We start from the raw sequence: 21,913 nt of genomic DNA, 5'->3' as shown, positions 1-21,913 counted from the left end.
GAATTTCGCAAACGATGGAGTATTTATGCCACGTCATTTCGATACGACGTTCGATGTTGTTAAGGAACTCAAGCCTTCCTATCCGGTTTATTGTCTGAGACCGAATATCCTTCGAGAAACAGCGCAGCGCTTTGTCGAAATGTTCCCGGGCGACGTTCTTTATGCGGTGAAATGTAACCCGCATCCGGAAGTCATGCGATATCTGCACGAAGGCGGGGTGCGTCATTTTGATACAGCATCCCCCGAAGAGATTTCGCTGGTGCGCCGACAATTCCCGGGAATGAAGGCTTATTTTATGCATCCGGTCAAAAGCCGCGATGCCATCCGCAATGCCCATCGGGTGTTCGGTATTGATCACTATGTTATCGATACGATTGAAGAACTTGAAAAAATCCGCGAAGAGACCGAGGGCGACAAGAAACTTGTCATCCATGTGCGTCTTGCAACGCCGCCAGCCGGGGCGACTTATAACCTGTCGGCGAAATTTGGTGCGCGCCCAATGGTCGCGGCCGAACTTCTGAAAAAGGTTGATGAATACGGTTATGAGGCCGGTCTGTGTTTCCATGTCGGGTCACAATGTACCACGCCAAATGGTTACCGGATTGCGGTCGAACTGATCCGTCAGGTCGTCGATTTCTCTGGTGTTGCGGTAAAGCATATCGACGTTGGGGGTGGTTTCCCCGGGCAATATATGAACCAACGCGGTGCCAGCCTTGAAGAATTCATGGATGAAATCAAGGACTGCATCCGTTGGCTTGATATGCCCGAAACCACCTTTATGTGTGAACCGGGCAGGGCGCTGGTTTCAAGTGGGGTTTCCCTGATCACGCAGGTTCATCTTCGCAAGGAAGATACGCTTTTCATCAATGATGGCGTTTACGGTAGCTTGTCGGAAACAGTGACGGGACAGTTGCGTTATCCGGTGCGTCCGATGCGGATCAATGGTGAATTCATTCAGGATGAAACCCTGGACTTCACGATTTACGGTCCGACCTGTGACAATATGGATGTGTTGCCAGCGGCGGTATCTCTTCCGGCGGATATTCGCGAAGGCGACTGGATCGAGTTCGGTCATATCGGTGCCTATAGCAACGCATTGGCCACCCATTTCAACGGGTTCTTCCCGGAAATGCAGGTCACAGTAGGCGAAGCTTTCCCGTTCGTGGATGGCGAATTCCCCTACGTGGCTTAATCCGGGCCAGCTGAAATTACGGGCAAGCAGGCGATAACCTGCTTGCCCGTTTTGTTTGTGGATCATGTATAAAACTTCCGATACCGGTAAAAAGGTACTTGTTTGCATATATCTGTTGGTTGCACTATACGGTCCTCTATCAGGCCTGACAGGTGATCTGCCGGGTGAGCGATAATTCATCGGGGAAGCAATATCGTGACCAACAGCCTTTTTACGCGTATCCGTGACCGGTTTCCGACCGAACTTTCATCGGTTCTGATCGAAACGCCAACTGGCAAGACTTATAGCTATGGGCACGCGGATGCCGCATCGGCGCAGATTGCAGGGTTGTTGACGTCACTTGGGGCCCAAAAAGGTGACCGTGTTGCGGTTCAGGTTGATAAATCCCCCGAAGCGCTTTTCCTGTATCTTGGTTGCATCCGCGCGGGTCTTGTTTACCTGCCGCTTAATACGGCTTATCAGGCCGGTGAACTTGCCTATTTCATGGATAACGCTTCGCCTGTGATCTTCGTCTGTCAGCCGCATCGCCAGGATGAAGTCACGGCCATCGCCAGCGAGCAGGGTGTCAAGCATGTCCTGACGCTGGGTATGGAAGGGGAAGGTAGCCTGATCGACGGGGCCAACGCGCAATCCGACACATTCGATCCGGTTTCATGCGCGGATGATGATCTGGCGGCAATCCTTTATACGTCCGGGACCACCGGGAAACCCAAAGGCGCTATGATGACCCAGATGAACCTGTGGTCCAACGCGGCGACGCTTGAAAATCTTTGGGGGTTTAGCGGGGATGATACCCTTTTGCACGCTTTGCCGATTTTCCACACGCACGGGCTTTTCATTGCTTGCCACTGCGTGATGCTTTCGGGTTCGAAGATGTTCTTCCTGCCGAAATTTGATCGGGATCAGGTAATGGCTTTGTTGTCGCGCAGTACGGTGATGATGGGCGTTCCGACATTCTATGTGCGTCTGTTGTCGGGGGATGATTTTACGGCTGATGTAACGAAGAACATGCGCCTGTTCATTTCCGGTTCGGCGCCGCTGTTGCCGGAAACCTTTACGGCGTTCAAGGAGCGAACCGGCAAGGCCTTGCTGGAACGTTACGGGATGACCGAAATGGGAATGGCGACATCCAATCCGCTTGATGGCGAAAGGATCGTTCACACGGTTGGTCCGGCATTGCCCGATGTTGATGTTCGTGTTTGTGATGCCGATGGCAATGTGCTGGAGACGGATGAAATTGGTGTGCTTGAAGCGCGCGGACCGAATGTCTTTGCCGGATACTGGCAGATGCCTGAAAAAACCGCCGAGGAATTCCGCGAGGATGGTTTCTTTGTGACCGGCGATATCGCCAAGATCGATGCCAAGGGCTATGTCCATATTGTCGGTCGGGCCAAGGATCTGGTGATTTCTGGCGGGTTTAATGTGTATCCGAAAGAAATCGAAACTCTGATCGACAAGATGGAGGGAGTTGTTGAAAGTGCCGTGATCGGTGTTCAGCATCCCGACTTTGGCGAGGCGGTCGTGGCAGTGATTGTTCCAGCGGCGAAAGATGCCCTGTCCGAAGATGGCGTGATCAGTGCAATCAAATCACAGCTTGCCAATTTCAAAGTGCCCAAACGGGTCTTCTTCAAGGATGATCTGCCGCGCAATGCGATGGGCAAAGTTCAGAAGAACGTCCTGCGCGACGAATACAAGGCGTTGTTTGCCAACTAGATTTTGATCCTGCCAGTCTTGCCGAGGCTGGTGGCAGACAGGTGTTTTTGCTGCCCATGGCAAAATCGGGACAAAGAAAAACCCCTGCAGATGATCTGCAGGGGTTTTTCTCAAGGACGCTACGGTCGTGGCTTAGCGACCGAAAGCAACACGGTGTGCTACATCGTCGATCATGTCGCGGTTCAGACCGATGTCAGCCAGTTCGCGCGCATCAAGTTTGCGCAGCGCGATCTGGGTCTGGTACTGAATGCGAAGAGCACGAAGGAAAGCAAAAATTTTAGTTACGATCATTTCATCACCTATTTCAAACCGGCCGATTGTTCGGCGTCTATTCAGATAACCGGCATGTTCTCACCGCTGTATTCCGTGTCGGAATAGTTGTCTGGTTTGACGTGTCGGTTTGTTTTGAATGTATCGAATGATCAGCTGCTTGGTGGCGCATTTACCAGTCGATACGTCCTATTCATTTCGTGAGGGCAATCTACGCCCGATATCGCGGCTTATCCAATGCATTTTTTGCATGGCAGTGGCTTGGAAAGCGCAGAAAGTCACCAAATTGCAATGAATTGGCTATATCTCCGTCACATCATGACGCTTTCGAAACTTTTATTGCTATGCTAATGGTGCATGGCTAATGAAATTACGTGCTGTCTTCGGGTTGATTTTACCGAAAATACATTGCGCATTTAAAACGCCATGGATTAAGGGTCGCAATCGGGTTGAATAGACCGTAATTTGCGCTACCAAATGCACGAACAGGAGAACTGAGAATGAGCATCAATCGGCCACGGCTGAATTTCGCGCAGGCAATCAACGCATATTTGCATTACGCGCCGCGTTTGCCGCAGGTCCAGGCTGATGCTGTTCCCGCCCAGACAGAATATGTCGATAACCTTCTGGCGATTGCCGATCAATTCGATCTGATCGTGTTCGATGCGTTCGGTGTTCTCAATAGTGGCCCGACAGCCATTCCCGGTGCGGTCAAGACTGTCGCGACCCTTCAGAATATGGGTAAGAAAATTGCGGTTGTGACCAATGATGCGTCAAGCTCGGCCGAAGCGATCCTTGCACGTCACCGCAAGCGTGGCTTTGATTTTGACAATGGCAACTTGATCAGCAGCCAGCAATTCGTTGCCCCCATGATGAACGAACATGCCGATATTACTCATTGGGGGGCGATGGCGCCGGCAGATTGGCCGTTCCATGTACTGCCCGATCAGGTAGAGCCCCTTGGGGCTGATCGCGACCTGTATGATCGTGTTGGTGGCTTCCTGTTGATTGATTCGGAAAATTGGTCCGACGAACAGCAGAATATGCTGCAACAAAGTCTTGCTGCCAATCCGCGCCCGATTTTGGTCGGTAATCCCGATATCTGTGCGCCAATGGGCGATTTCCTGTCTGTGGAATCGGGCTACTTTGCCCATCTGGCGGCTGATGCTTGTGGTGTGATGCCGCAATGCGTCGGAAAGCCGTATCATCACGTTTTTGAGGAAGTCTTGCGCCGTCACCCCGGCATTGATCGCGAACGGGTATTGATGGTGGGCGATACTGTCCATACCGATGTTCTTGGTGGTTTGGCATCGGGCATCAAGACGCTTTTGGTCCATCAGGGCGGCTTCCTTGATGGTCAGGATATCGAGGGCGTCTTTGCAAAATCGGGCCTGCGCCCGCATTTCTGTGCCCGCGCAATTGGGCATGGTGTTGCCGACGAGGTGGCCGAGCCGGCATGCTGCGCGTAATTGCCATTAAACAAAGCCGATCATGCAAAAGGGCCTCTTGCGAGGCCTTTTTTTTTGTGTTTCGAGATCAAAGAATGGCTTTTGACTTAACCTTCAAGCGCCTCGGCGACTTCAATCGCGCTGTAGGTCAGGACACCCGATGCACCGGCACGCTTGAAGCATGACAGAGTTTCAATCGCGCAGCCGATATAGTCAAGCCAGCCATTCTGTCCGGCGGCACGCAACATCGCGTATTCACCTGATACCTGATAGGCAAAGACCGGAACGCCGAATTCCTGACGGACACGATAAAGAACATCAAGATAAGGCAGGCCCGGTTTGACGATGACGGAATCAGCACCTTCATCAAGGTCATAGGCAACTTCACGCATGGCTTCGTCACTGTTGGCCGGATCAAGCTGATAGGTTTTTTTATCTGCTTTGCCCAGTGCACTTGCCGAACCAATGGCATCCCGGAACGGACCATAGAACGAGGATGCATATTTCGCGGAATACGCCATGATCTGCACATTCTTGAGGCTTTCGGCCTCAAGCGTTTGACGGATCGCACGGATGCGACCATCCATCATGTCAGAGGGCGCAACAACATCGCAGCCAGCCTGTGCCTGGACCAGTGCCTGACGCACCAGTGCCTCGGTTGTTTCGTCATTCAGAATCTGTCCATCGACAACGATCCCGTCCTGACCGTCAGCATTGAACGGATCAAGGGCCACGTCGGTGATGACGCCAATATTGGGGCAGGCATCCTTGATCGCCTTGGTCGCGCGGCAGACTATGTTATCGGGGTTATATGCCTCACGGGCGTCTTTGGTCTTAAGACTGGCATCGATATAGGGGAACAGGGCGAGTGCCGGAATGCCAAGCTTTTCTGCATGCTTTGCGGTTTCCACCAGAACATCCACCGACTGGCGGTCAACGCCGGGCATCGATGGAATCGGTGTACGCTGGTTTTTGCCATCAATCACAAAGACCGGAAGGATCAGATCATGGGCAGTCAATCGGGTTTCCGCAACCATCCGGCGCGACCAGTCGGTCATGCGATTGCGACGTTGGCGGGTGCTGGGGAAAGTGCCATAGGCGAATTTATTGGCCATGATCTGTTCTCTGTTGTGTGAGGCGGGCAACCCCAAAGGGTGGCCCCAAAGGTGGACAGCCAATTTATGGGACAGATTTCACGCGCAATCAACCATTGCTGGCAATTTGTAAGCGCGCCCGCATGGTTAGCAGATAAACAGGGATGATCAGAGCAAGGAAACTTGCTGTGATGGCAAAGGCACTGACAAGCCCCGCGACCTGTCCGATTGCCCCGATAATTGGTGGTCCGGCCATGATGGCGGAATAACCGGTCGCCGCGATGATCGATACGACGGTACCGCCACCTTTGCCGGTTGCCTGCGATGCAGCTGATAATAACAGCGGCAGAATTACGGCCAACCCGGTGCCTGCAATGCCACAACCAATCCATGCAACAATATAATGTGGAGAAAGGGCGATTACGAACGTCCCGACCGAGGCCAGAACCGAACTTGTCAAAAGCACCGGCGCACGCCCGAATTTCATCACCAGGGCGTCACCCGATAATCTGGTTGTTGCCATCGCGCAGGAATATATTGCAAAGCCGACGGCCGCCATTGTTGGCCCGGACGACAGTTCCGAATTCATAAAAACGGTAGCCCAGTCGGTAATCACACCTTCGCCGAATTGTCCGATAAAGGCGCAAATACCGAACGGCAGGAGCATAAGGAACATCGGGCGTTCCTTTTTCGTGCCGCTGGTGCTGGATGTTTGTTCTGATTGCCGGGCGGCTTGATCCTGGCGTGCCTGATAATCGGGTAGAAGTTTCGCCTGCATGAACATATGGGCAATCAGGAAGATCGTCAGAATAACTGGCAGGTGATAGGTGTCGTCAAAGGGCAGGGCAAACCACGCCGCGGCAAGGCCAGCGCCGGTGAAGCCGCCCAAACTCCAGAACCCGTGAAGGCCGGACATGATGCTGCGCCCTTTAAGACGTTCGACATTCAGGCCGTTGGCATTCATCGCGACGTCAAGGAAGGCCCCCGAGAATCCCAGGGCAAACATCGCAATCGAAATGCTGAGATAGGATGGCATGAAGACGGGGATGCCGACCGCCACGAAATATATCAGCCCGGAATAACGCACGATTATCTCGCTGCCAAATTTGTCGGCCAATCGACCGGCAATCGGCATGACGGCCAAGACGCCAATAGCTGCGGCCAGCAAAATGCCACCCAGTTCGTCATGGGCAAGGCCAAGCCGTTCCTGAACCAGCGGGATATGTGGCACCCAGCTTGAAAATGCAGCACCATGCAAAAAGAAGATGGCGCGGACATGGTTATGGGCGCGGGTATAGTTTTGCATTCAAAGGTGGCTCCGGCAACAGGGGCGTAATATCAGGCGTCGAACATGCGCGGTTAGGCTAAAACGACATTTATTCCGCGTCGGGCATAGTTTTCGAGATATCCGGCAGAAAGCTTGCGCCCGGTCACAAGATGGGAAATGGCATCAAGGTCGCAAACCCGGTGTGGCAGGCTTGTTTCAAGTTTGTCAGCAGTGGTGACGGCGATGATTTCGGCCGATTGCGCGATCATTGCGGCCTTGCTTGCACGTTCTTGCTGATGACTGGTGGAAAGACCTGCTTCCGGGTGAAGGGCGCAGGTGCCAAGCAAAGCTATGTCGGCATTGTATTTGCGGATTTCATCAATCGTCGTTGGGCCGCAAACCACCATGTCATTCTTGATCATTGTACCACCAAGCATGATGATTTCTGCATTGGGGTGCCGGGCAAGTTCTACGGCAATCATCGGATTAACCGTAATGACGGTGCCGCGAAATGACGGTTTCAGGTGGCGTGCGACTTCGCAGATCGTCGTGCCGCTGTCAAAGAAGGCGACGGCGTCATCGGCAATCAGATCACGTGCGGTTTTTTGGGCGATGGCAGTGCGTTCAGGCTGAAGGTCACGGGCGCGTTCTTCATATGTTTCGGATGCCTTGTTGGGCAATACAGCGCCACCGTGGATACGCCTTAGATGGCCGTCATCTTCAAGCTGGCGTAAATCGCGACGGATTGTGTCAAGGGATGTGTGAAACAGGGCGGCAAGATCATGGATATGGACAGTGCCCATATTGCGCAGCAGTTTTACAATTTCGTCCTGACGGGTGATGACGCTCGACATCGGGGTTGCCTGTTTTGCATGTTTTGCCGGTTGTGCATGATTTTCTTATGCCGAGTTTAAGGGGCGGTCAATGAAAAACCGGCCGAACGATTGTCCGGCCGGTTTCGCATCACGTCATGACGTTTAAGATGATCAGGCTTTATCAAGGGCCTGTGTCAGGTCGGCAAGAATGTCGTCAATATGTTCGATGCCGATGGACAGACGGACATAGCCATCGGTAACACCGGAAGAAAGGCGGTCTTCTTCGGAAAGCTGGCTGTGAGTCGTCGTCGCCGGGTGAATGGCAAGGGACCGCGTGTCGCCGATATTTGCGACATGATAAAACAGCTCAAGCGCGTTGATGAATTTCTCGCCTGCGTCCTTGCCGCCAGCCAGTTCAAAGCCCATCAGTGATCCGTATCCACCCTTAAGGTAGCTGTCAGCGCGACGGCGGCTCTCGCCATCCTGTTTGCTTGGGTGAATGACCTTGGTGACTTTCGGGTGCGATGCCAGGAAATCCGCAACCTTGTTGGCGTTTTCGCAATGACGTTCCATACGCAGCGGCAATGTTTCCATGCCCTGAATGGTCTGGAACGAGTTAAAGGGCGATGCGGCCGCGCCAATATCGCGCAAAAGCGTGCAACGCAGTTTGATCGCATAGGCAACCGGGCCAATCGGCTTGACGGCCTGTGTCCAAACTGCACCGTGATAGCTTGGATCCGGTTCGTTCAGAAGCGGGAAGCGCTTGGCATGTTTTTCCCAGTCAAACTTGCCGGAATCGACCACGATGCCGCCAACGGATGTGCCATGACCGGCGATGAATTTGGTTGTCGAATACATGACAATACTTGCGCCATGTTCGATCGGTTTGCAGATCACAGGTGCTGCGGTGTTATCAACAATCAGCGGAATGCCAAGTTCGTGACCAATATTGGCGACTTCTCGGATCGGGAAGACCTGCAATTTCGGGTTCGGAAGGGTTTCGGCATAGAACGCACGGGTCTTGTCATCTGCCAGTCGGCGGAAGCTTTCCGGATCGGCCGGATCGGCAAAGCGAACTTCAATGCCCATCTGTTTGAAAGTATTGGCAAACAGGTTCCATGTGCCGCCATAAAGGTCGGTCGAGCTGACAATATTGTCGCCAGCCTGTGCGATGTTCAGGATCGAGAAAGTCGATGCTGCCTGCCCGGAGCCAAGTGCAACTGCGGCAACGCCACCTTCAAGGGCGGCAATGCGCTGTTCAAGCACGTCATTGGTCGGGTTCATCAGGCGGGTATAGATATTGCCAAGTTCCTTAAGGGCGAAAAGATCAGCAGCATGCTGGGTATCGCGGAACTGATAGCTGGTGGTCTGATAAAGCGGCACGGCAACGGATCCCGTGGTCGGGTCGGCGCGATAGCCTGCATGAAGGACAATGGTTTCCGGTTTCGTGGAGGACATTATGTGTTTCCCTGAATTATCGTTATTCCTGACGCCGACAAGGTAAGCTGACAAGGATGTGCTCAGCAAGAAGCAATTGGTGAAAACCTCTACGTGAATGCACGCAAATAGTGTGATTTACCAATATTGTGATAATTCGGTACTGTTATACCGAATGAATTGACAAAGGGGTGTTTTCACGTTTACGTAAAGGGAAAACAGATAAACTTCAGAGGCGGCGATCCAATGGAATTCAACCTGTCTGACGATCAGCAGGCATTTGCCCAAGCTGCGCGTGATTTTGCCCAGAATGAAATGGCCCCGTATGCGGGTGAATGGGATGCAAAACACATTTTCCCCGAAGAAACGTTGCGCAAGGCGGCTGAACTTGGCTTTGCGGCAATCTATACCCGCGAGGAATTCGGGGGCACAGGGCTTGGTCGTCTTGATGCGGCTGTGATTTTTGAAGAACTGGCTGCGGCTTGTCCGTCAACGGCTGCCTATATCTCTATCCATAATATGGCGTGCTGGATGATCGATACATTTGGTACGGACGCCCAGCGCGAAACATATCTGCCCAAGCTTGTCACGATGGAACATTTTGCAAGCTATTGCCTGACAGAGCCGGGGGCGGGGTCAGATGCCGGATCACTGCGCACCCGTGCAGTCCGTGATGGTGATCATTATGTCCTTAATGGTGAAAAAGCGTTTATTTCGGGCGGATCGCGCAGCGACATCTATGTGGTGATGGCGCGCACCGGCGATGATAGTCCAAGCGGCATTTCAACCTTTATCATTCCAAAGGACGCCGAGGGTTTGTCTTTTGGCAAGCTTGAAGAAAAGATGGGCTGGAACAGTCAGCCGACCTCGGCCGTGATCTTTAGTAACTGCAAGGTCCCGGTTGAAAACCGTTTGGGCGAGGAGGGCGAAGGTTTCAAGTTCGCCATGAAGGGCTTGGATGGTGGTCGTTTGAATATTGCAGCCTGTTCTATCGGCGGGGCGCGCGCAGCAATGGAACATGCACGTGACCATATGAAGGTGCGCAAACAGTTTGGCAAAAGCCTTGATCAGTTCCAGGCCTTGCAATTCAAATTTGCCGATATGGTGACCGAACTCGAAGCAGCGCGCCTGATGCTTCATAAAGGCGCATGGAAGCTTGATCACAAAGCCGGTGATGCCACCCAGTTCTGTGCCATGGCCAAACGGTTCGCGACCGATATCGGGTTTGATGTTTGCAACCAGGCGCTTCAGCTTCATGGCGGTTATGGCTATATCCGCGAATATCCGATTGAGCGCCTGTTGCGCGATCTGCGCGTGCATCAGATTCTTGAAGGTACCAACGAAATCATGCGGCTGATCATCTCGCGTGCAGCCCTGAAAGACTAGATCATGAATGATACGTCAAACACATCGGAAACCAAAGTTGCCGAAGCCCCGGTCCTGTTTTCTCAGCAGGGGGCCGTTGGCCAGATTGTCCTAAATCGGCCACGTGCGCTGAATGCGCTTGATCTTGTGATGGTCGACATGATGATGGGACAACTGAAATCGTGGGAAGCCGATCCGTCGATCAAGGTAATTGTAATCGAAGGGGCAGGTGAAAAGGCGTTTTGTGCCGGTGGCGATATTCGCGGTCTTTATGATGCCCGTAAAATCGATGATGAAGACATGCTCGATGCTTTTTATCGTCGCGAATATCACCTTAATCATTACATCGCCAATTATCCGAAACCCTACATTGCGTTGATGGACGGGATCACCATGGGCGGTGGCGTTGGCGTGTCCATTCATGGGCAGTTCCGGGTTGTGACGGAGCGCACCTTGTTTGCCATGCCAGAAACCGGGATCGGGTTCTTTCCGGATGTTGGCGGTGGCTATTTCCTGCCCCGTTGTCCAGGCAAGATCGGAATGTATCTTGGCCTGACGGGGGCAAGGATCAAGGCCGCCGATTGCCTGTATACCGGTCTTGCAACGCACGGAATGGTGTCTTCTGATCTTGATCGTCTTAAGGCTGAACTGGCGGTGGCGTCCTATGATGATCATGCGGCTGAAACGGTTGCGGATATTCTGGGGCGGCATCAGATGGCCTTTGACAACGCGCCTCTGGCGGAAAACCGCGAGGCGATTGATCTTGCCTTTGCCGGTAATAGCGTTGTTGCGATTTTCGAGGCTTTGGCGGACGAAGGTACTGAGTTTGGCAAGCACACGCTGGATGTTCTGTCGGGCAAATCCCCAATGGCATTGTGCATCAGTTTTGAGCAAATCCGCCAGGGTGGCGAATTGACCCTGGCAGAAGTTCTGAACATGGAATTCCGCCTGTCGCAACGTATGGTGTGCAAGCCCGATCTGTTTGAAGGTGTGCGTGCGGTGATCGTGGATAAGGACCATGCGCCGAAATGGCAGCATGGCGATATTGGGCAGGTTAATCCGCGCGAAGTTTCGGAGTATTTCGAACTGCTTCCATCAGACAAAGAACTTAATCTTTAGAATGCATTGGGCCGCAAAGCGGTTCTTGAAATTAAAACAAAGGTCCCGCAGGGGATGGCAGAGGAGACTTCAAATGGCGAATATCGGTTTTATTGGTCTGGGCAATATGGGCGGCCCAATGGCTGCCAATCTTGTCAAGGCGGGCCACGCAGTCAAAGTGTTTGATCTTTCCGCAGATGCGGTGGCAAAGGCAATCGAAGCCGGGGCCGGAAAGGCCGCAACGATTGCCGAGGCAGCAAGTGGTGTTGATTTTGTTGTAACAGTGCTTCCTGCTGGCAAGCATGTGCTGTCTGTATATGAAGGTGCAGATGGTGTGATCGCCAATGCGAAACCGGGTACGGTGCTGATTGATAGCTCCACCATTGAAGTTGACGCCGCACGTAAGGCATCCGAACTGGCCCGTGCGGCTGGTCTTGGTGCTGTGGATGCCCCGATTTCGGGTGGAACGGCGGGGGCCGCGGCCGGTACGCTGACCTTTATGGTTGGCGGGTCTGATGCCGATTTCGCCAGTGCCAAGCCAATCCTTGAAGGTATGGGCAGCAATATCATTCATGCCGGCGACAGCGGCGCAGGGCAGGCGGTGAAGATTTGCAATAACATGGTGCTGGGTGTCAGTATGATTGCTGTATCCGAGGCCTTTATGCTGGCCAAGCGTCTTGGGCTTGATGCGCAGAAGCTGTTTGATATTTCCTCCAAGGCATCCGGCCAGTGCTGGTCACTGACAAGCTATTGCCCGGTGCCGGGACCTGTTCCGACATCCCCGGCAAATCGTGATTATCAACCGGGATTTGCGGTTGATATGATGCTTAAGGACCTTAAGCTTGCCCAGCAGGCAGCAGCATCTTCCGGCGCAACTACGCCGATGGGGGCATTGGCCGAAAGCCTGTATGCGCTTTATTCAAATAGTGGCAATGGCGGTATGGATTTCTCGGCCATTGTGAAAATGCTGGATGGTGAAAAGTGATTTCGTCAGTGGATGCATGATGTGACGGGCCCGGATTTCCGGGCCCGTTTTTGTTAGCTATTGCGTTGTGCGAGAATGGGCGCACAATGGAGGAAACGCTATAACAGGACCATCAGGGCAAGTATGACCGCACGACACAACACCTCGAACGAGATTTATTTTGAACTTCGGCAGGTGGGTTCTTATCTGCGCTGTACGGCCATTGATGGGAAAACGGGTGTCGAGGTAACTGTGGCAGGACCTGTGAGTCGGAATCCTGAACAATTAAAGCGGGTCGCTGCACAAAAACTTGAATACGTTCTCAAAAAGGGATAATGTATACAATATAAAGAGTGGGTGGCTTCTTGGATCAGTGTTTTATTCCAATATCAAAACCTGATTTGGTGATTTTCACTAAAATCCGAAAGCCGCTTGCAGCCTTTGAACACATGTGTCTAAGGTTCTCGCTCTAATCGTGCTTTCGGTAGTAAGAACCACAACCAGAATGGTCGGCTCCGAAAGTTATAACCGGGTCATACCCGATAACAATAAGACGGAGGCTTCGCGGGTTTGCAAGGGGGCAATGGGGAGACTATGTCTCATCCAATCAATACATATATATGTGGCTTGATGCCTTCTGCCGAGCTGGCGAGGACCTTGTTTGTCTGTGCCAAATCTAAGGTTGTGCAATGGATTGGGCTTATTTCCTACAACAATTGATCAACGGTCTGACGCTGGGAGCCATTTATGGTTTGATCGCCATCGGTTATACGATGGTGTATGGCATTATTGGCATGATCAACTTCGCGCACGGCGAGATTTACATGCTCGGTGCGTTTCATTCCCTGATTACCTTCCTGATCTGTCAGGCCGCAGGGATCAGCGGAATACTTCCGCTTACACTTCTTCTTATGCTGTTCGTTTCAATGGTTCTGACCTCGATTTACGGTTGGGGCGTGGAGCGGGTCGCATATCGGCCACTGCGCGGATCGTTCCGTCTGGCAGCGCTTATTTCTGCCATCGGCATGTCGATCTTCCTGCAAAACTTTGTACAGATTTCGCAGGGTGCGCGCGTGAAACCGATGCAGCCGCTTGTTGAGGGCGGTATTACCCTTATGAAAAGCGCGAATTTCGACGTCCAGCTCAGCTATATGCAGATCGTGATTATCGTTCTGACATTCGTTCTGATGGTTGTCTTCTCGCTGCTGATTGCCAAGACCTCTTTGGGTCGCGCTCAGCGTGCCTGTGAACAGGACCGCACCATGGCTGGCCTTTTGGGCGTTAACGTTGACCGCACGATTTCCACCACCTTTGTCATGGGTGCAGCCCTGGCATCGGTCGCAGGTATGATGGTGACATTGTATTATGGTGTGATCGACTTCTATATCGGCTTCCTGGCCGGTGTTAAGGCGTTCACCGCGGCTGTTCTTGGTGGTATCGGCTCTCTGCCGGGCGCAATGCTTGGTGGTTTGCTGATTGGTCTGATCGAAGCGTTCTGGTCGGGGTATCTCACGATTGAATACAAGGACGTTGCGACGTTCGGTATTCTCGTTCTCGTGCTGATCTTCCGTCCGTGGGGTCTGCTTGGCAAGCCGGAGGTTGAGAAAGTCTGATGTCTTCTGCATTTGCTTCTTCTCGTACCAACGGCTCGGAAATTGTTAAGGAACTCGCGTTCTTTGCAGTTATCGCGCTGCTGATGTCAGTCATGATTTTGGGTGTCGAGACGGTTGACCGTCCGACAGGCCTGGAACTGGCTGTGCGTTGGGATCTCGTTCTGATTGCCATCGGTTCAACTGTCGTTGGACGTTTGGCCTTGATCATTCGCCGCGAGGCGATCTCGCGTCTGGTTCAGGCACTTTTGATTACTGCAACGGCTGTTGCGGTCTTCGAGATGTTTGTCCGCTTCCGCGATATGGATGACCGCTGGGCGTCACCGGTTGTTTTCGATATGGCTTTCGGCAGTGCTCTTAGCATTGTTCTTGCCATTGCCTTTGTTGCTATCGTCTTTGCCATTGCCTATTTCTCGATGAAAGAGCATGGCGTTGCCGAAGTCGATGAAAGCACAAAGCTGTCGTCGAAAATTCAGCTGGCTTATCGTTCCAACACCAAAAAGATCGGTCTGGTGGGGATTATATTCTTCATCATCTTCCCGTTCCTGTTTGGTGAAAACCGGTCTGCCATCGACCTTGCAACCCTTGTGATGATCTACATCATGCTGGGGTGGGGTCTGAATATCGTGGTCGGTCTGGCGGGTCTTTTGGATCTTGGTTATGTGGCATTCTACGCAGTTGGTGCTTATTCCTATGCGTTGCTGTCGCAGAACTTTGATCTGAGCTTCTGGCTCTGCCTGCCGCTTGCCGGTATTTTTGCTGCAAGCTTTGGTATTATCCTTGGCTTCCCGGTTCTGCGTCTTCGTGGTGACTATCTGGCCATCGTGACGCTGGGCTTTGGTGAAATCATCCGCGTTGTTCTGATCAACTGGTATGATTTTACGGGTGGTCCAGATGGTATTTCTTCAATCGAACGTCCGAGCTTCTTTGGTCTGGCTGATTTCTCGCGCCGTGTACCGGATGGGGCTATCGGCTTCAACGAACTGTTCGGGATGGAATATTCTTCCATGCACCGACTGATCTTCCTGTACTACCTGATCCTTGCATTGGCACTGGTGACGAGCTTTGTCACCATGCGTCTGCGCAAACTTCCGATCGGGCGTGCATGGGAAGCTCTTCGTGAAGATGAGATCGCTTGTCGTTCGCTGGGGATCAACCCGACCAACACCAAGCTTTCAGCTTTTGCTATCGGTGCAATGTTCGGTGGTTTTGCCGGTGCATTCTTTGCCACCCGTCAGGGCTTTATCAGCCCGGAAAGTTTCACCTTCCTTGAATCGGCTGTGATTCTTGCGATTGTGGTTCTGGGGGGCATGGGCAGTCAGATCGGGGTCGTTTTGGCGGCAATCGTGATGATCGGTTTCCCGGAAATGTTCCGTGAACTTGCCGAATACCGCATGCTGATCTTTGGTGCCGGTATTGTTGCCATCATGCTGTGGCGTCCGCGCGGTCTGTTGTCCTTCCGTGACCCGACCATTCTGCTCAATATGAGCCAGAAAGAAAAAGTTGCCGGAGAGTTGAAATGACCGACAACAAACTGCTCGAAGTCGAACACCTGACCATGCGATTTGGTGGTCTGGTCGCGATTGATGATCTGTCTTTCACGGCGAACACGCGTGAAATCACGGCAATCATCGGCCCGAACGGTGCAGGTAAAACCACTGTGTTTAACTGCCTGACCGGGTTCTATGTCCCGACCGAAGGGCGTCTTACCCTTCATGCCAATGACGGCCCCCGTTTGCTGGAACGGACCGAAGGTTTCCGTATTCCACGCAATAACGGTGTTGCACGTACTTTCCAGAACATTCGCCTGTTTACCGGGATGACTGTTCTGGAAAACCTGATCGTTGCCCAGCATAACCGCCTGATGGAAGCATCTGCTTTCTCTATTGCGGGCTTGTTCAACCTTGGCCGTTATGCCAGGGCGGAAAAGGAAGCGATCGAAAAGGCGAAGTTCTGGCTGAACAAGGTTGGCCTGTATGATCAGGCTGACTGGAGTGCCGGTAACTTGCCATACGGTTCCCAGCGTCGTCTGGAAATCGCACGTGCAATGTGTACTGATCCGTCACTTCTGTGCCTGGATGAGCCGGCGGCGGGCCTTAACCCGCGTGAGTCGGCAGAACTTAACATCCTGTTGCAGAGTATCCGTGATGATCAGGGCGTTGGCTGTCTTCTGATCGAACATGACATGAGCGTCGTGATGCAGATTTCCGACCATGTGATTGTTCTTGATTACGGAAGAAAGATTGCCGATGGCAATCCGGAAGCCGTCAAGAATGATCCGGCCGTTATCCGCGCCTATCTTGGCGAAGAAGAGGATGACGAGCTTCCGCCGGAAGTTGCTGCCGACCTTAATGTTGATCCGAATGCGCACTGAGGGAGTTCATCGATATGTCCATGCTTAAGATCGAAGGTGTTCATACCTTCTATGGCAATATCGAAGCCCTCAAGGGCATTGATATGGAAGTCAACGAAGGTGAGATCGTCACCCTTATCGGTGCCAACGGTGCCGGTAAGACCACGCTGCTTATGACCTGCTGTGGTTCACCACAGGCAAGCAAAGGCCGCATTCTGTTTGAAGGCCAGGATATCAGCCGTATGCCGATGCACGAGATTTGTAATCTTGGCATTCAGCAATCGCCGGAAGGGCGTCGTATCTTCCCGCGTATGTCGGTATTCGAAAACCTTCAGATGGGGGCAATCACCCAGGACCCGAAACATTTCAATTCGGATCTTGAAATGGTGTTTGATCTGTTCCCGCGCCTTAAGGAACGTATCAGCCAGCGTGCAGGCACGATGTCTGGCGGTGAACAGCAAATGTTGGCAATCGGTCGCGCCCTGATGGGCCGTCCGCGTCTTCTTTTGCTTGATGAACCGTCACTTGGTCTTGCACCGCTTGTCGTAAAGCAGATTTTCGAGACTGTTGCGAAAATTAACCGTGAGAACAAGGTGACTGTCTTCCTTGTCGAGCAGAACGCATTCCATGCGCTCAAGCTTGCACATCGCGGTTATGTGATGGTCAATGGCAACATTACGCTCTCGGGGACGGGTGCGGAACTTCTGGCAAATCCGGAAGTCCGTGCTGCTTACCTCGAAGGCGGCCACTAGGGAGATCTGATATGGAATCGATTACTGGTACCAGCATCGGTGTGACGATCGGCATCACCATCATTTTGATGGGGTTCTGTTCGTTCATGACCGGGCAGGCCATCGCCAATACCTGGCGTCCATCCTATCAGCTCGTGCCTTATGGTTTGTTGCTGGGGCTGGTGGACCGTTTTCTGGTCTATGCTCTGTTCAAAGGCGAGCTTCTCTCGCTTACAGGCTACATTTTCGACACCGTTATCTTGTTTGCTATCCTCTTTGCGGCATTCCGCTTGACGCAGGTTAACAAGATGCTGTCGCAATATCCGTGGCTGTATGAACGGGTAGGGCCGTTTGCATTTCGCGCCCGCGAAGGTGCTGATGTGCGTTGATTTTTGTGGTGACGTTTTGCGTCACCACTCTATTGCTAAATAATTGGCAATAAACCGGTTTGTACTATTGCGCGTCAATTCTGGGGTGCTAAAGTACTTGGGAGCTGAAACCGGTAATCGGCGAATAATATGAGCCGGTTTCGGGTCCGAAAAGATGGTTCTGTCATGGTGACGGGACCAACCTTTGGAACAGGGAGACTTCTCTAATGTCGAAAACCAAGCTCGGCCTTCTTGCCACTGCTTCCGCGCTTGTTCTTTCAATGGGTGCAGCCAAAGCTGACATCGTTGTCGCGACTGTTGGTCCGATGACCGGTCCTTATGCTGCGTTCGGTGAACAGATGACGCAGGGTGCGAAAAAAGCTGTTGAAGATATCAACGCTGCTGGCGGCGTGAACGGTGAAAAGCTCGTCCTCGAAATTGGCGATGACGCTTGCGATCCGAAACAGGCCGTTGCAGTTGCCAACCAGCTCGTAAGCAAGAACGTTGCTCTTGTTGCTGGTCACTTCTGCTCGGGTTCCTCGATCCCGGCTTCTGAAGTTTACTTCGAAGAAGGCATCGTCCAGATTTCCCCGGCTTCGACCAACCCGCAGCTGACCGAACGTGACATGGACAACGTGTTCCGTGTTTGCGGTCGTGATGACCAGCAGGGCGAAGTTGCAGGTAAATACCTGGCTGCAAACTTCGGCGACAAGAAAATCGCCATTGTTCACGACAAACAGGCTTACTCCAAAGGTCTGGCTGACGAAACCAAGAAGAACCTGAATGCTGCTGGCGTTACCGAAGCGCTTTACGAAGCAATCACCCCGGCCGAGAAAGACTACTCGGCACTGGTGACCAAGCTGAAAGCAGCTGGTATTGATGTTCTGTATTATGGTGGCTACCACACCGAACTCGGTCTGATCGTTCGTCAGATGCGTGCGCAGGGCATGGACACCAAAGTCATGTCTGGTGATGCGATCAATACTCTTGAGTATTGGGCAATCACCGGCGATGCAGGCGCAGGTACGATCTTCACCGCTTCTCCGGCCATTGAAACGGATCCGCGCAACGCGGAACTGGTCAAGTATTTCGATGATATCGGCTACAAGCCGGAAGGTTACACCCTGTTCACCTACGGTGCGATCCAGTCTTGGGCGCAGGCTGCTGCCAAAGCCGGCACCACTGACTCTGAAGCTGTCATCGAAGCGCTTCACAGCGGTGCGACCTTTGACACCGTTCTTGGCGCGATCACCTTTGACGCCAAAGGCGACGTCGATGCTCCGGGTTACTGGGTCTACAACTGGAAAGACGGTCAGTACCTCGAAGGTGCTATCCAGAATCCGTAAGTTGAAAATCCTGGTCAGTTTGGTCCTTGGTCAAACTGACCACCTTGTCTTTCACAAGACAGCAAAAACGCCACCCAAATGGGTGGCGTTTTTTGTTTAAGGCGTCGTATTGAAATTTCTAGGCTTTATTTCGCCTTGCGGCCCAAGCCGATTTTCTTGGCAAACTGGGAACGCTGTTTGGCGTAGTTCGGTGCGACCATCGGGTAATCGGCCGGCAGCCCCCATTTCGCGCGGTATTCTTCCGGCGTCAGGTTGTAGGTCGTCCGCAGGTGGCGTTTCAACATCTTGAGCTTTTTGCCGTCTTCAAGGCAGATGATGTAGTCATCGCCGATGGATTTGCGGACCGGAACGGCGGGTTTGATCGGCTCTTGTTCAGGTTCTTTCTCGACTTCGCGAATTTCATCAAGCGAAGAAAAGACAGTAGAAATCAGTTCCGGGATCTGCGCAGCAGCAAGCGCATTGTTGCTGACATAGGCAGATACAATATCAACGGTCATCTGCAAGAGTTCGTCGCGGTCAAGCACGCTGTTCTCAGTTTCGGCCATGGTTGAAGTAATCCTTCATTTGAAAATTCACATTAAACCTAATGCACTATTCTAAAGAGATAGTCAAACAACAGAAAATAACAAGGGTCAGTTATCTGCTTTGTGCATAAAACAAGTATATATGGCAGCGTATAAGTTTACCCGAACAATAAGTGCCTTGATTATTGATTGATGAATATCGCATATATTGACCAAATGGATAGTATTTCAATTCAGGTTAAATCCAGAATTATTATTCCTGAAGTTCATATTTGCCATTTTAGGGTGCTGCAATTTTCCATGGGAATACCATTGCGTGTTGTTTTCTTGGTGCGGTAGTGCCCATGTAATTTCTGGCCAGGAAAACCGTGTTGCCGCGTTTGGGGAAAACTTGTTGTTTGGGCCGAGCTCTGCGTTGGCAGAGGCACAGCTATATGCTACAAGGCGCTCAATTTTATTCTTTGACTTTCAAATGAAGGCGCGCACATGACCGTCAAAACCCTTGCCATTGCTTCTGATCATGGTGGCGTAGAGCTGAAATCTGCCATTATCGGGCTGCTGAAAGATCGCGGGATCGAAGTTGCCGATCTCGGCACTGATGGTTCGGCTTCGGTCGATTACCCGGATTTCGCGCAGGCTGTTGCAAAGTCGATTATTGATGGTTCGGCCGAGGCAGGCATTCTGGTTTGTGGTTCAGGCATCGGTATGAGCATCGCTGCCAACCGTTTCCCGCAGGTTCGCGCCGCACTGGTTCATGATCGTCTGTCGACTGAACTTTGCCGTCAGCACAATAACGCAAATGTCCTGTGCCTTGGCGCACGTCTTCTTGGCGAAGCGACGGCACTTGATTGCGTTGAAGCTTTCATTTTGACCGAATTTGAAGGCGGTCGTCATGAAGGTCGCATTGCGAAGATGTCCTGATCCGAATTATTTCACCGCCATCTGGCATTAACCAGAACGGGCAGGGTGCAACGATAATTGCCCGCCTGTCACTTTGCCCCGTCACATCGCATCGAAAGAGGCCCCAGCATGTCGTTCAAAGGCTTTTTCTCTACCAGCTTGTCCGACGCCGATCCGGCATTGTTCAAATCCGTCACCGATGAACTTGCCCGTCAGCAGAACCAGATCGAAATGATCGCTTCGGAAAACATCGTTTCCAAGGCTGTTATCGAAGCGCAGGGTACTGTTCTGACCAACAAATACGCCGAAGGTTATCCGTCGCGTCGTTATTATGGTGGTTGTGAGTATGTTGACGTTGCCGAGGCACTGGCAATCGAACGCGCCAAGGAAATCTTTGGTTGTGAATTTGTCAACGTGCAGCCGCATTCCGGTGCACAGGCAAATGGTGCGGTCATGCTGGCTCTGTGCAAGCCGGGCGATACCATCCTTGGTATGTCGCTTGATGCCGGTGGTCACCTGACCCATGGTGCGCGTCCGGCATTGTCGGGTAAATGGTTCAATGCGATCCAGTATGGTGTACGTGAAGACGACCTGACCCTTGATTACGATCAGGTTGAAGCACTGGCTGTTGAACACAAACCGGCTTTGATTATTGCTGGTGGTTCGGCCATTCCGCGTCAGATCGATTTCAAGCGTTTCCGTGAAATCGCTGATAAGGTCGGTGCGCTTCTGATGGTTGATATGGCGCACTTTGCCGGTCTGGTTGCCGGTGGCGTTCATCCGAGCCCGCTTCCGTATGCTGATGTCGTTACCACCACCACGCACAAAACCCTTCGTGGGCCGCGCGGCGGCATGATCCTTTCGAACAACCTCGAGATCGGCAAGAAGATCAACTCTGCGGTCTTCCCGGGCTTGCAGGGTGGTCCGCTGATGCATGTGATTGCAGCGAAGGCTGTTGCCTTTGGCGAAGCACTGCGTCCGGAATTCAAGGAATATGCACAGCAGGTTGTCGACAATGCCAAGGCACTGGCCGAAGTTCTGGTCAAGCGCGGCTTTGACATCGTTACCGGTGGCACCGACACCCATCTGATGCTGGTTGACCTGCGCCCGAAAGGCCTCAAAGGCAACACCGCAGAAGTGGCACTGGAACGTGCAGGCATCACTTGCAACAAGAACGGCATTCCGTTCGATACCGAAAAGCCGACCATTACCTCGGGCATTCGCCTTGGTACGCCGGCTGGTACGACCCGTGGCTTTGGTGTTGAAGAATTCAAACAGATCGGTGAACTGATCGGTGACGTTCTTGATGCCATGGTTGACAGCCCGGAAGGCAATGCCGAGGTCGAGGCAGCTGTTCGTGCGAAGGTCGAAGACCTTTGCAAACGCTTCCCGATCTATTCCTGATCGTCAGAGCTGAG

21 protein-coding genes are annotated in these 21,913 nt (G+C 52.5%); 15 read left to right on the top strand and 6 right to left on the bottom strand.

Going from position 1 to position 21,913, the window contains the following annotated elements; translation table 11 throughout:
* The first annotated feature begins 25 nt into the window (after nucleotides 1–25).
* Both TH19_RS13285 and TH19_RS13280 read left to right on the top strand, forming a co-directional pair.
* Complete coding sequence (locus tag TH19_RS13285) at nucleotides 26–1,192, top strand: type III PLP-dependent enzyme (RefSeq protein WP_114102842.1); 1,167 nt, start codon at nucleotides 26–28, stop codon at nucleotides 1,190–1,192.
* Nucleotides 1,193–1,387: 195 nt separating this feature from the next.
* The gene (locus tag TH19_RS13280; RefSeq protein WP_114102841.1) at nucleotides 1,388–2,905 is read left to right on the top strand and encodes a malonate--CoA ligase; all 1,518 of its coding nucleotides are present in this window, start codon (nucleotides 1,388–1,390) and stop codon (nucleotides 2,903–2,905) included.
* 132 nt (nucleotides 2,906–3,037) lie between these two features.
* Here the strand turns inward: TH19_RS13280 and TH19_RS13275 are convergent, their stop codons facing one another.
* Entirely contained in the window at nucleotides 3,038–3,196 is a 159-nt protein-coding gene (locus TH19_RS13275; RefSeq protein ID WP_114102840.1) for a DUF1127 domain-containing protein, read from the bottom strand.
* A 479-nt stretch (nucleotides 3,197–3,675) separates the two neighbouring features.
* Here TH19_RS13275 and TH19_RS13270 point away from each other — a divergent pair, with 479 nt between their 5' ends.
* Nucleotides 3,676–4,644 carry an HAD-IIA family hydrolase gene (locus tag TH19_RS13270; RefSeq protein ID WP_114102839.1) on the top strand — a complete coding sequence of 323 codons (969 nt, stop codon included), beginning with the start codon at nucleotides 3,676–3,678 and terminating at the stop codon, nucleotides 4,642–4,644.
* An 86-nt stretch (nucleotides 4,645–4,730) separates the two neighbouring features.
* Here the strand turns inward: TH19_RS13270 and hemB are convergent, their stop codons facing one another.
* The 4 genes from hemB to TH19_RS13250 form a co-directional block, all read right to left on the bottom strand.
* Complete coding sequence (gene hemB / locus TH19_RS13265) at nucleotides 4,731–5,738, bottom strand: porphobilinogen synthase (protein ID WP_114102838.1); 1,008 nt, start codon at nucleotides 5,736–5,738, stop codon at nucleotides 4,731–4,733.
* 88 nt (nucleotides 5,739–5,826) lie between these two features.
* Nucleotides 5,827–7,023 carry an MFS transporter gene (locus TH19_RS13260; RefSeq protein ID WP_114102837.1) on the bottom strand — a complete coding sequence of 399 codons (1,197 nt, stop codon included), beginning with the start codon at nucleotides 7,021–7,023 and terminating at the stop codon, nucleotides 5,827–5,829.
* Nucleotides 7,024–7,076: 53 nt separating this feature from the next.
* Nucleotides 7,077–7,838: a DeoR/GlpR family DNA-binding transcription regulator gene (locus tag TH19_RS13255; RefSeq protein ID WP_114102836.1), complete on the bottom strand. Its 762-nt coding sequence runs from the start codon at nucleotides 7,836–7,838 to the stop codon at nucleotides 7,077–7,079.
* Between the two features lie 132 nt (nucleotides 7,839–7,970).
* Nucleotides 7,971–9,257, bottom strand: coding sequence for an O-acetylhomoserine aminocarboxypropyltransferase/cysteine synthase family protein (locus tag TH19_RS13250; RefSeq protein ID WP_114102835.1), 1,287 nt, complete (start codon nucleotides 9,255–9,257; stop codon nucleotides 7,971–7,973).
* 225 nt (nucleotides 9,258–9,482) lie between these two features.
* Between TH19_RS13250 and TH19_RS13245 the strand changes: the two genes are divergently transcribed.
* The 10 genes from TH19_RS13245 to TH19_RS13200 all read left to right on the top strand — a co-directional run bounded on the left by TH19_RS13245 (nucleotide 9,483) and on the right by TH19_RS13200 (nucleotide 19,071).
* Complete coding sequence (locus TH19_RS13245; protein WP_114102834.1) at nucleotides 9,483–10,622, top strand: acyl-CoA dehydrogenase family protein; 1,140 nt, start codon at nucleotides 9,483–9,485, stop codon at nucleotides 10,620–10,622.
* Nucleotides 10,623–10,625: 3 nt separating this feature from the next.
* Nucleotides 10,626–11,720, top strand: coding sequence for an enoyl-CoA hydratase/isomerase family protein (locus TH19_RS13240; protein ID WP_114102833.1), 1,095 nt, complete (start codon nucleotides 10,626–10,628; stop codon nucleotides 11,718–11,720).
* The gene (mmsB, locus tag TH19_RS13235; RefSeq protein ID WP_404969485.1) at nucleotides 11,620–12,684 is read left to right on the top strand and encodes a 3-hydroxyisobutyrate dehydrogenase; all 1,065 of its coding nucleotides are present in this window, start codon (nucleotides 11,620–11,622) and stop codon (nucleotides 12,682–12,684) included. The genes TH19_RS13240 and mmsB overlap by 101 nt, the downstream gene beginning before the upstream one ends.
* 75 nt (nucleotides 12,685–12,759) lie before the next feature.
* On the top strand, nucleotides 12,760–12,999 hold the full coding sequence (locus tag TH19_RS23260) for a DUF6898 family protein (protein ID WP_404969484.1): 240 nt from the start codon (nucleotides 12,760–12,762) through the stop codon (nucleotides 12,997–12,999).
* A gap of 353 nt (nucleotides 13,000–13,352) precedes the next feature.
* The gene (locus tag TH19_RS13225) at nucleotides 13,353–14,276 is read left to right on the top strand and encodes an ABC transporter permease subunit (RefSeq protein WP_114102831.1); all 924 of its coding nucleotides are present in this window, start codon (nucleotides 13,353–13,355) and stop codon (nucleotides 14,274–14,276) included.
* Entirely contained in the window at nucleotides 14,276–15,796 is a 1,521-nt protein-coding gene (gene livM, locus TH19_RS13220) for a high-affinity branched-chain amino acid ABC transporter permease LivM (protein WP_114102830.1), read from the top strand. Before TH19_RS13225 ends, livM begins: the two co-directional genes overlap by 1 nt.
* Nucleotides 15,793–16,647, top strand: coding sequence for an ABC transporter ATP-binding protein (locus TH19_RS13215; RefSeq protein ID WP_114102829.1), 855 nt, complete (start codon nucleotides 15,793–15,795; stop codon nucleotides 16,645–16,647). The genes livM and TH19_RS13215 overlap by 4 nt, the downstream gene beginning before the upstream one ends.
* Before the next feature lie 20 nt (nucleotides 16,648–16,667).
* Nucleotides 16,668–17,378, top strand: coding sequence for an ABC transporter ATP-binding protein (locus tag TH19_RS13210; protein WP_114102941.1), 711 nt, complete (start codon nucleotides 16,668–16,670; stop codon nucleotides 17,376–17,378).
* Between the two features lie 11 nt (nucleotides 17,379–17,389).
* The gene (locus TH19_RS13205) at nucleotides 17,390–17,746 is read left to right on the top strand and encodes a DUF6867 family protein (RefSeq protein WP_114102828.1); all 357 of its coding nucleotides are present in this window, start codon (nucleotides 17,390–17,392) and stop codon (nucleotides 17,744–17,746) included.
* A 206-nt stretch (nucleotides 17,747–17,952) separates the two neighbouring features.
* Entirely contained in the window at nucleotides 17,953–19,071 is a 1,119-nt protein-coding gene (locus TH19_RS13200; protein ID WP_114102827.1) for a branched-chain amino acid ABC transporter substrate-binding protein, read from the top strand.
* A gap of 125 nt (nucleotides 19,072–19,196) precedes the next feature.
* Here the strand turns inward: TH19_RS13200 and TH19_RS13195 are convergent, their stop codons facing one another.
* Complete coding sequence (locus TH19_RS13195) at nucleotides 19,197–19,616, bottom strand: Ros/MucR family transcriptional regulator (RefSeq protein ID WP_114102826.1); 420 nt, start codon at nucleotides 19,614–19,616, stop codon at nucleotides 19,197–19,199.
* A 465-nt stretch (nucleotides 19,617–20,081) separates the two neighbouring features.
* Between TH19_RS13195 and rpiB the strand changes: the two genes are divergently transcribed.
* The gene (gene rpiB / locus TH19_RS13190) at nucleotides 20,082–20,516 is read left to right on the top strand and encodes a ribose 5-phosphate isomerase B (protein ID WP_114102825.1); all 435 of its coding nucleotides are present in this window, start codon (nucleotides 20,082–20,084) and stop codon (nucleotides 20,514–20,516) included.
* A gap of 108 nt (nucleotides 20,517–20,624) precedes the next feature.
* Entirely contained in the window at nucleotides 20,625–21,899 is a 1,275-nt protein-coding gene (gene glyA, locus TH19_RS13185) for a serine hydroxymethyltransferase (RefSeq protein ID WP_114102824.1), read from the top strand.
* Nucleotides 21,900–21,913 lie beyond the last annotated feature (14 nt).

The organism is Thalassospira profundimaris, from assembly GCF_003326675.1.
In the GTDB taxonomy this organism is placed as follows: domain Bacteria; phylum Pseudomonadota; class Alphaproteobacteria; order Rhodospirillales; family Thalassospiraceae; genus Thalassospira; species Thalassospira aquimaris.
This window is presented reverse-complemented; position numbering and strand designations above follow the sequence as displayed.

What these genes read in the sequence shown, in the direction of transcription:
- glyA (WP_114102824.1), top strand. Translation starts at nt 20,625, where the DNA reads ATGTCGTTCAAAGGCTTTTTCTCTACCAGCTTGTCCGACGCCGATCCG.
- TH19_RS13225 (WP_114102831.1), top strand. Translation starts at nt 13,353, where the DNA reads ATGGATTGGGCTTATTTCCTACAACAATTGATCAACGGTCTGACGCTG.
- TH19_RS13200 (WP_114102827.1), top strand. Translation starts at nt 17,953, where the DNA reads ATGTCGAAAACCAAGCTCGGCCTTCTTGCCACTGCTTCCGCGCTTGTT.
- TH19_RS13255 (WP_114102836.1), bottom strand. Translation starts at nt 7,838, where the DNA reads ATGTCGAGCGTCATCACCCGTCAGGACGAAATTGTAAAACTGCTGCGC.
- livM (WP_114102830.1), top strand. Translation starts at nt 14,276, where the DNA reads ATGTCTTCTGCATTTGCTTCTTCTCGTACCAACGGCTCGGAAATTGTT.
- TH19_RS13240 (WP_114102833.1), top strand. Translation starts at nt 10,626, where the DNA reads ATGAATGATACGTCAAACACATCGGAAACCAAAGTTGCCGAAGCCCCG.
- TH19_RS13250 (WP_114102835.1), bottom strand. Translation starts at nt 9,257, where the DNA reads ATGTCCTCCACGAAACCGGAAACCATTGTCCTTCATGCAGGCTATCGC.
- hemB (WP_114102838.1), bottom strand. Translation starts at nt 5,738, where the DNA reads ATGGCCAATAAATTCGCCTATGGCACTTTCCCCAGCACCCGCCAACGT.
- mmsB (WP_404969485.1), top strand. Translation starts at nt 11,620, where the DNA reads ATGCGCCGAAATGGCAGCATGGCGATATTGGGCAGGTTAATCCGCGCG.
- TH19_RS13270 (WP_114102839.1), top strand. Translation starts at nt 3,676, where the DNA reads ATGAGCATCAATCGGCCACGGCTGAATTTCGCGCAGGCAATCAACGCA.
- rpiB (WP_114102825.1), top strand. Translation starts at nt 20,082, where the DNA reads ATGACCGTCAAAACCCTTGCCATTGCTTCTGATCATGGTGGCGTAGAG.
- TH19_RS13205 (WP_114102828.1), top strand. Translation starts at nt 17,390, where the DNA reads ATGGAATCGATTACTGGTACCAGCATCGGTGTGACGATCGGCATCACC.
- TH19_RS13215 (WP_114102829.1), top strand. Translation starts at nt 15,793, where the DNA reads ATGACCGACAACAAACTGCTCGAAGTCGAACACCTGACCATGCGATTT.
- TH19_RS23260 (WP_404969484.1), top strand. Translation starts at nt 12,760, where the DNA reads ATGGGCGCACAATGGAGGAAACGCTATAACAGGACCATCAGGGCAAGT.
- TH19_RS13195 (WP_114102826.1), bottom strand. Translation starts at nt 19,616, where the DNA reads ATGGCCGAAACTGAGAACAGCGTGCTTGACCGCGACGAACTCTTGCAG.
- TH19_RS13285 (WP_114102842.1), top strand. Translation starts at nt 26, where the DNA reads ATGCCACGTCATTTCGATACGACGTTCGATGTTGTTAAGGAACTCAAG.
- TH19_RS13275 (WP_114102840.1), bottom strand. Translation starts at nt 3,196, where the DNA reads ATGATCGTAACTAAAATTTTTGCTTTCCTTCGTGCTCTTCGCATTCAG.
- TH19_RS13210 (WP_114102941.1), top strand. Translation starts at nt 16,668, where the DNA reads ATGCTTAAGATCGAAGGTGTTCATACCTTCTATGGCAATATCGAAGCC.
- TH19_RS13260 (WP_114102837.1), bottom strand. Translation starts at nt 7,023, where the DNA reads ATGCAAAACTATACCCGCGCCCATAACCATGTCCGCGCCATCTTCTTT.
- TH19_RS13245 (WP_114102834.1), top strand. Translation starts at nt 9,483, where the DNA reads ATGGAATTCAACCTGTCTGACGATCAGCAGGCATTTGCCCAAGCTGCG.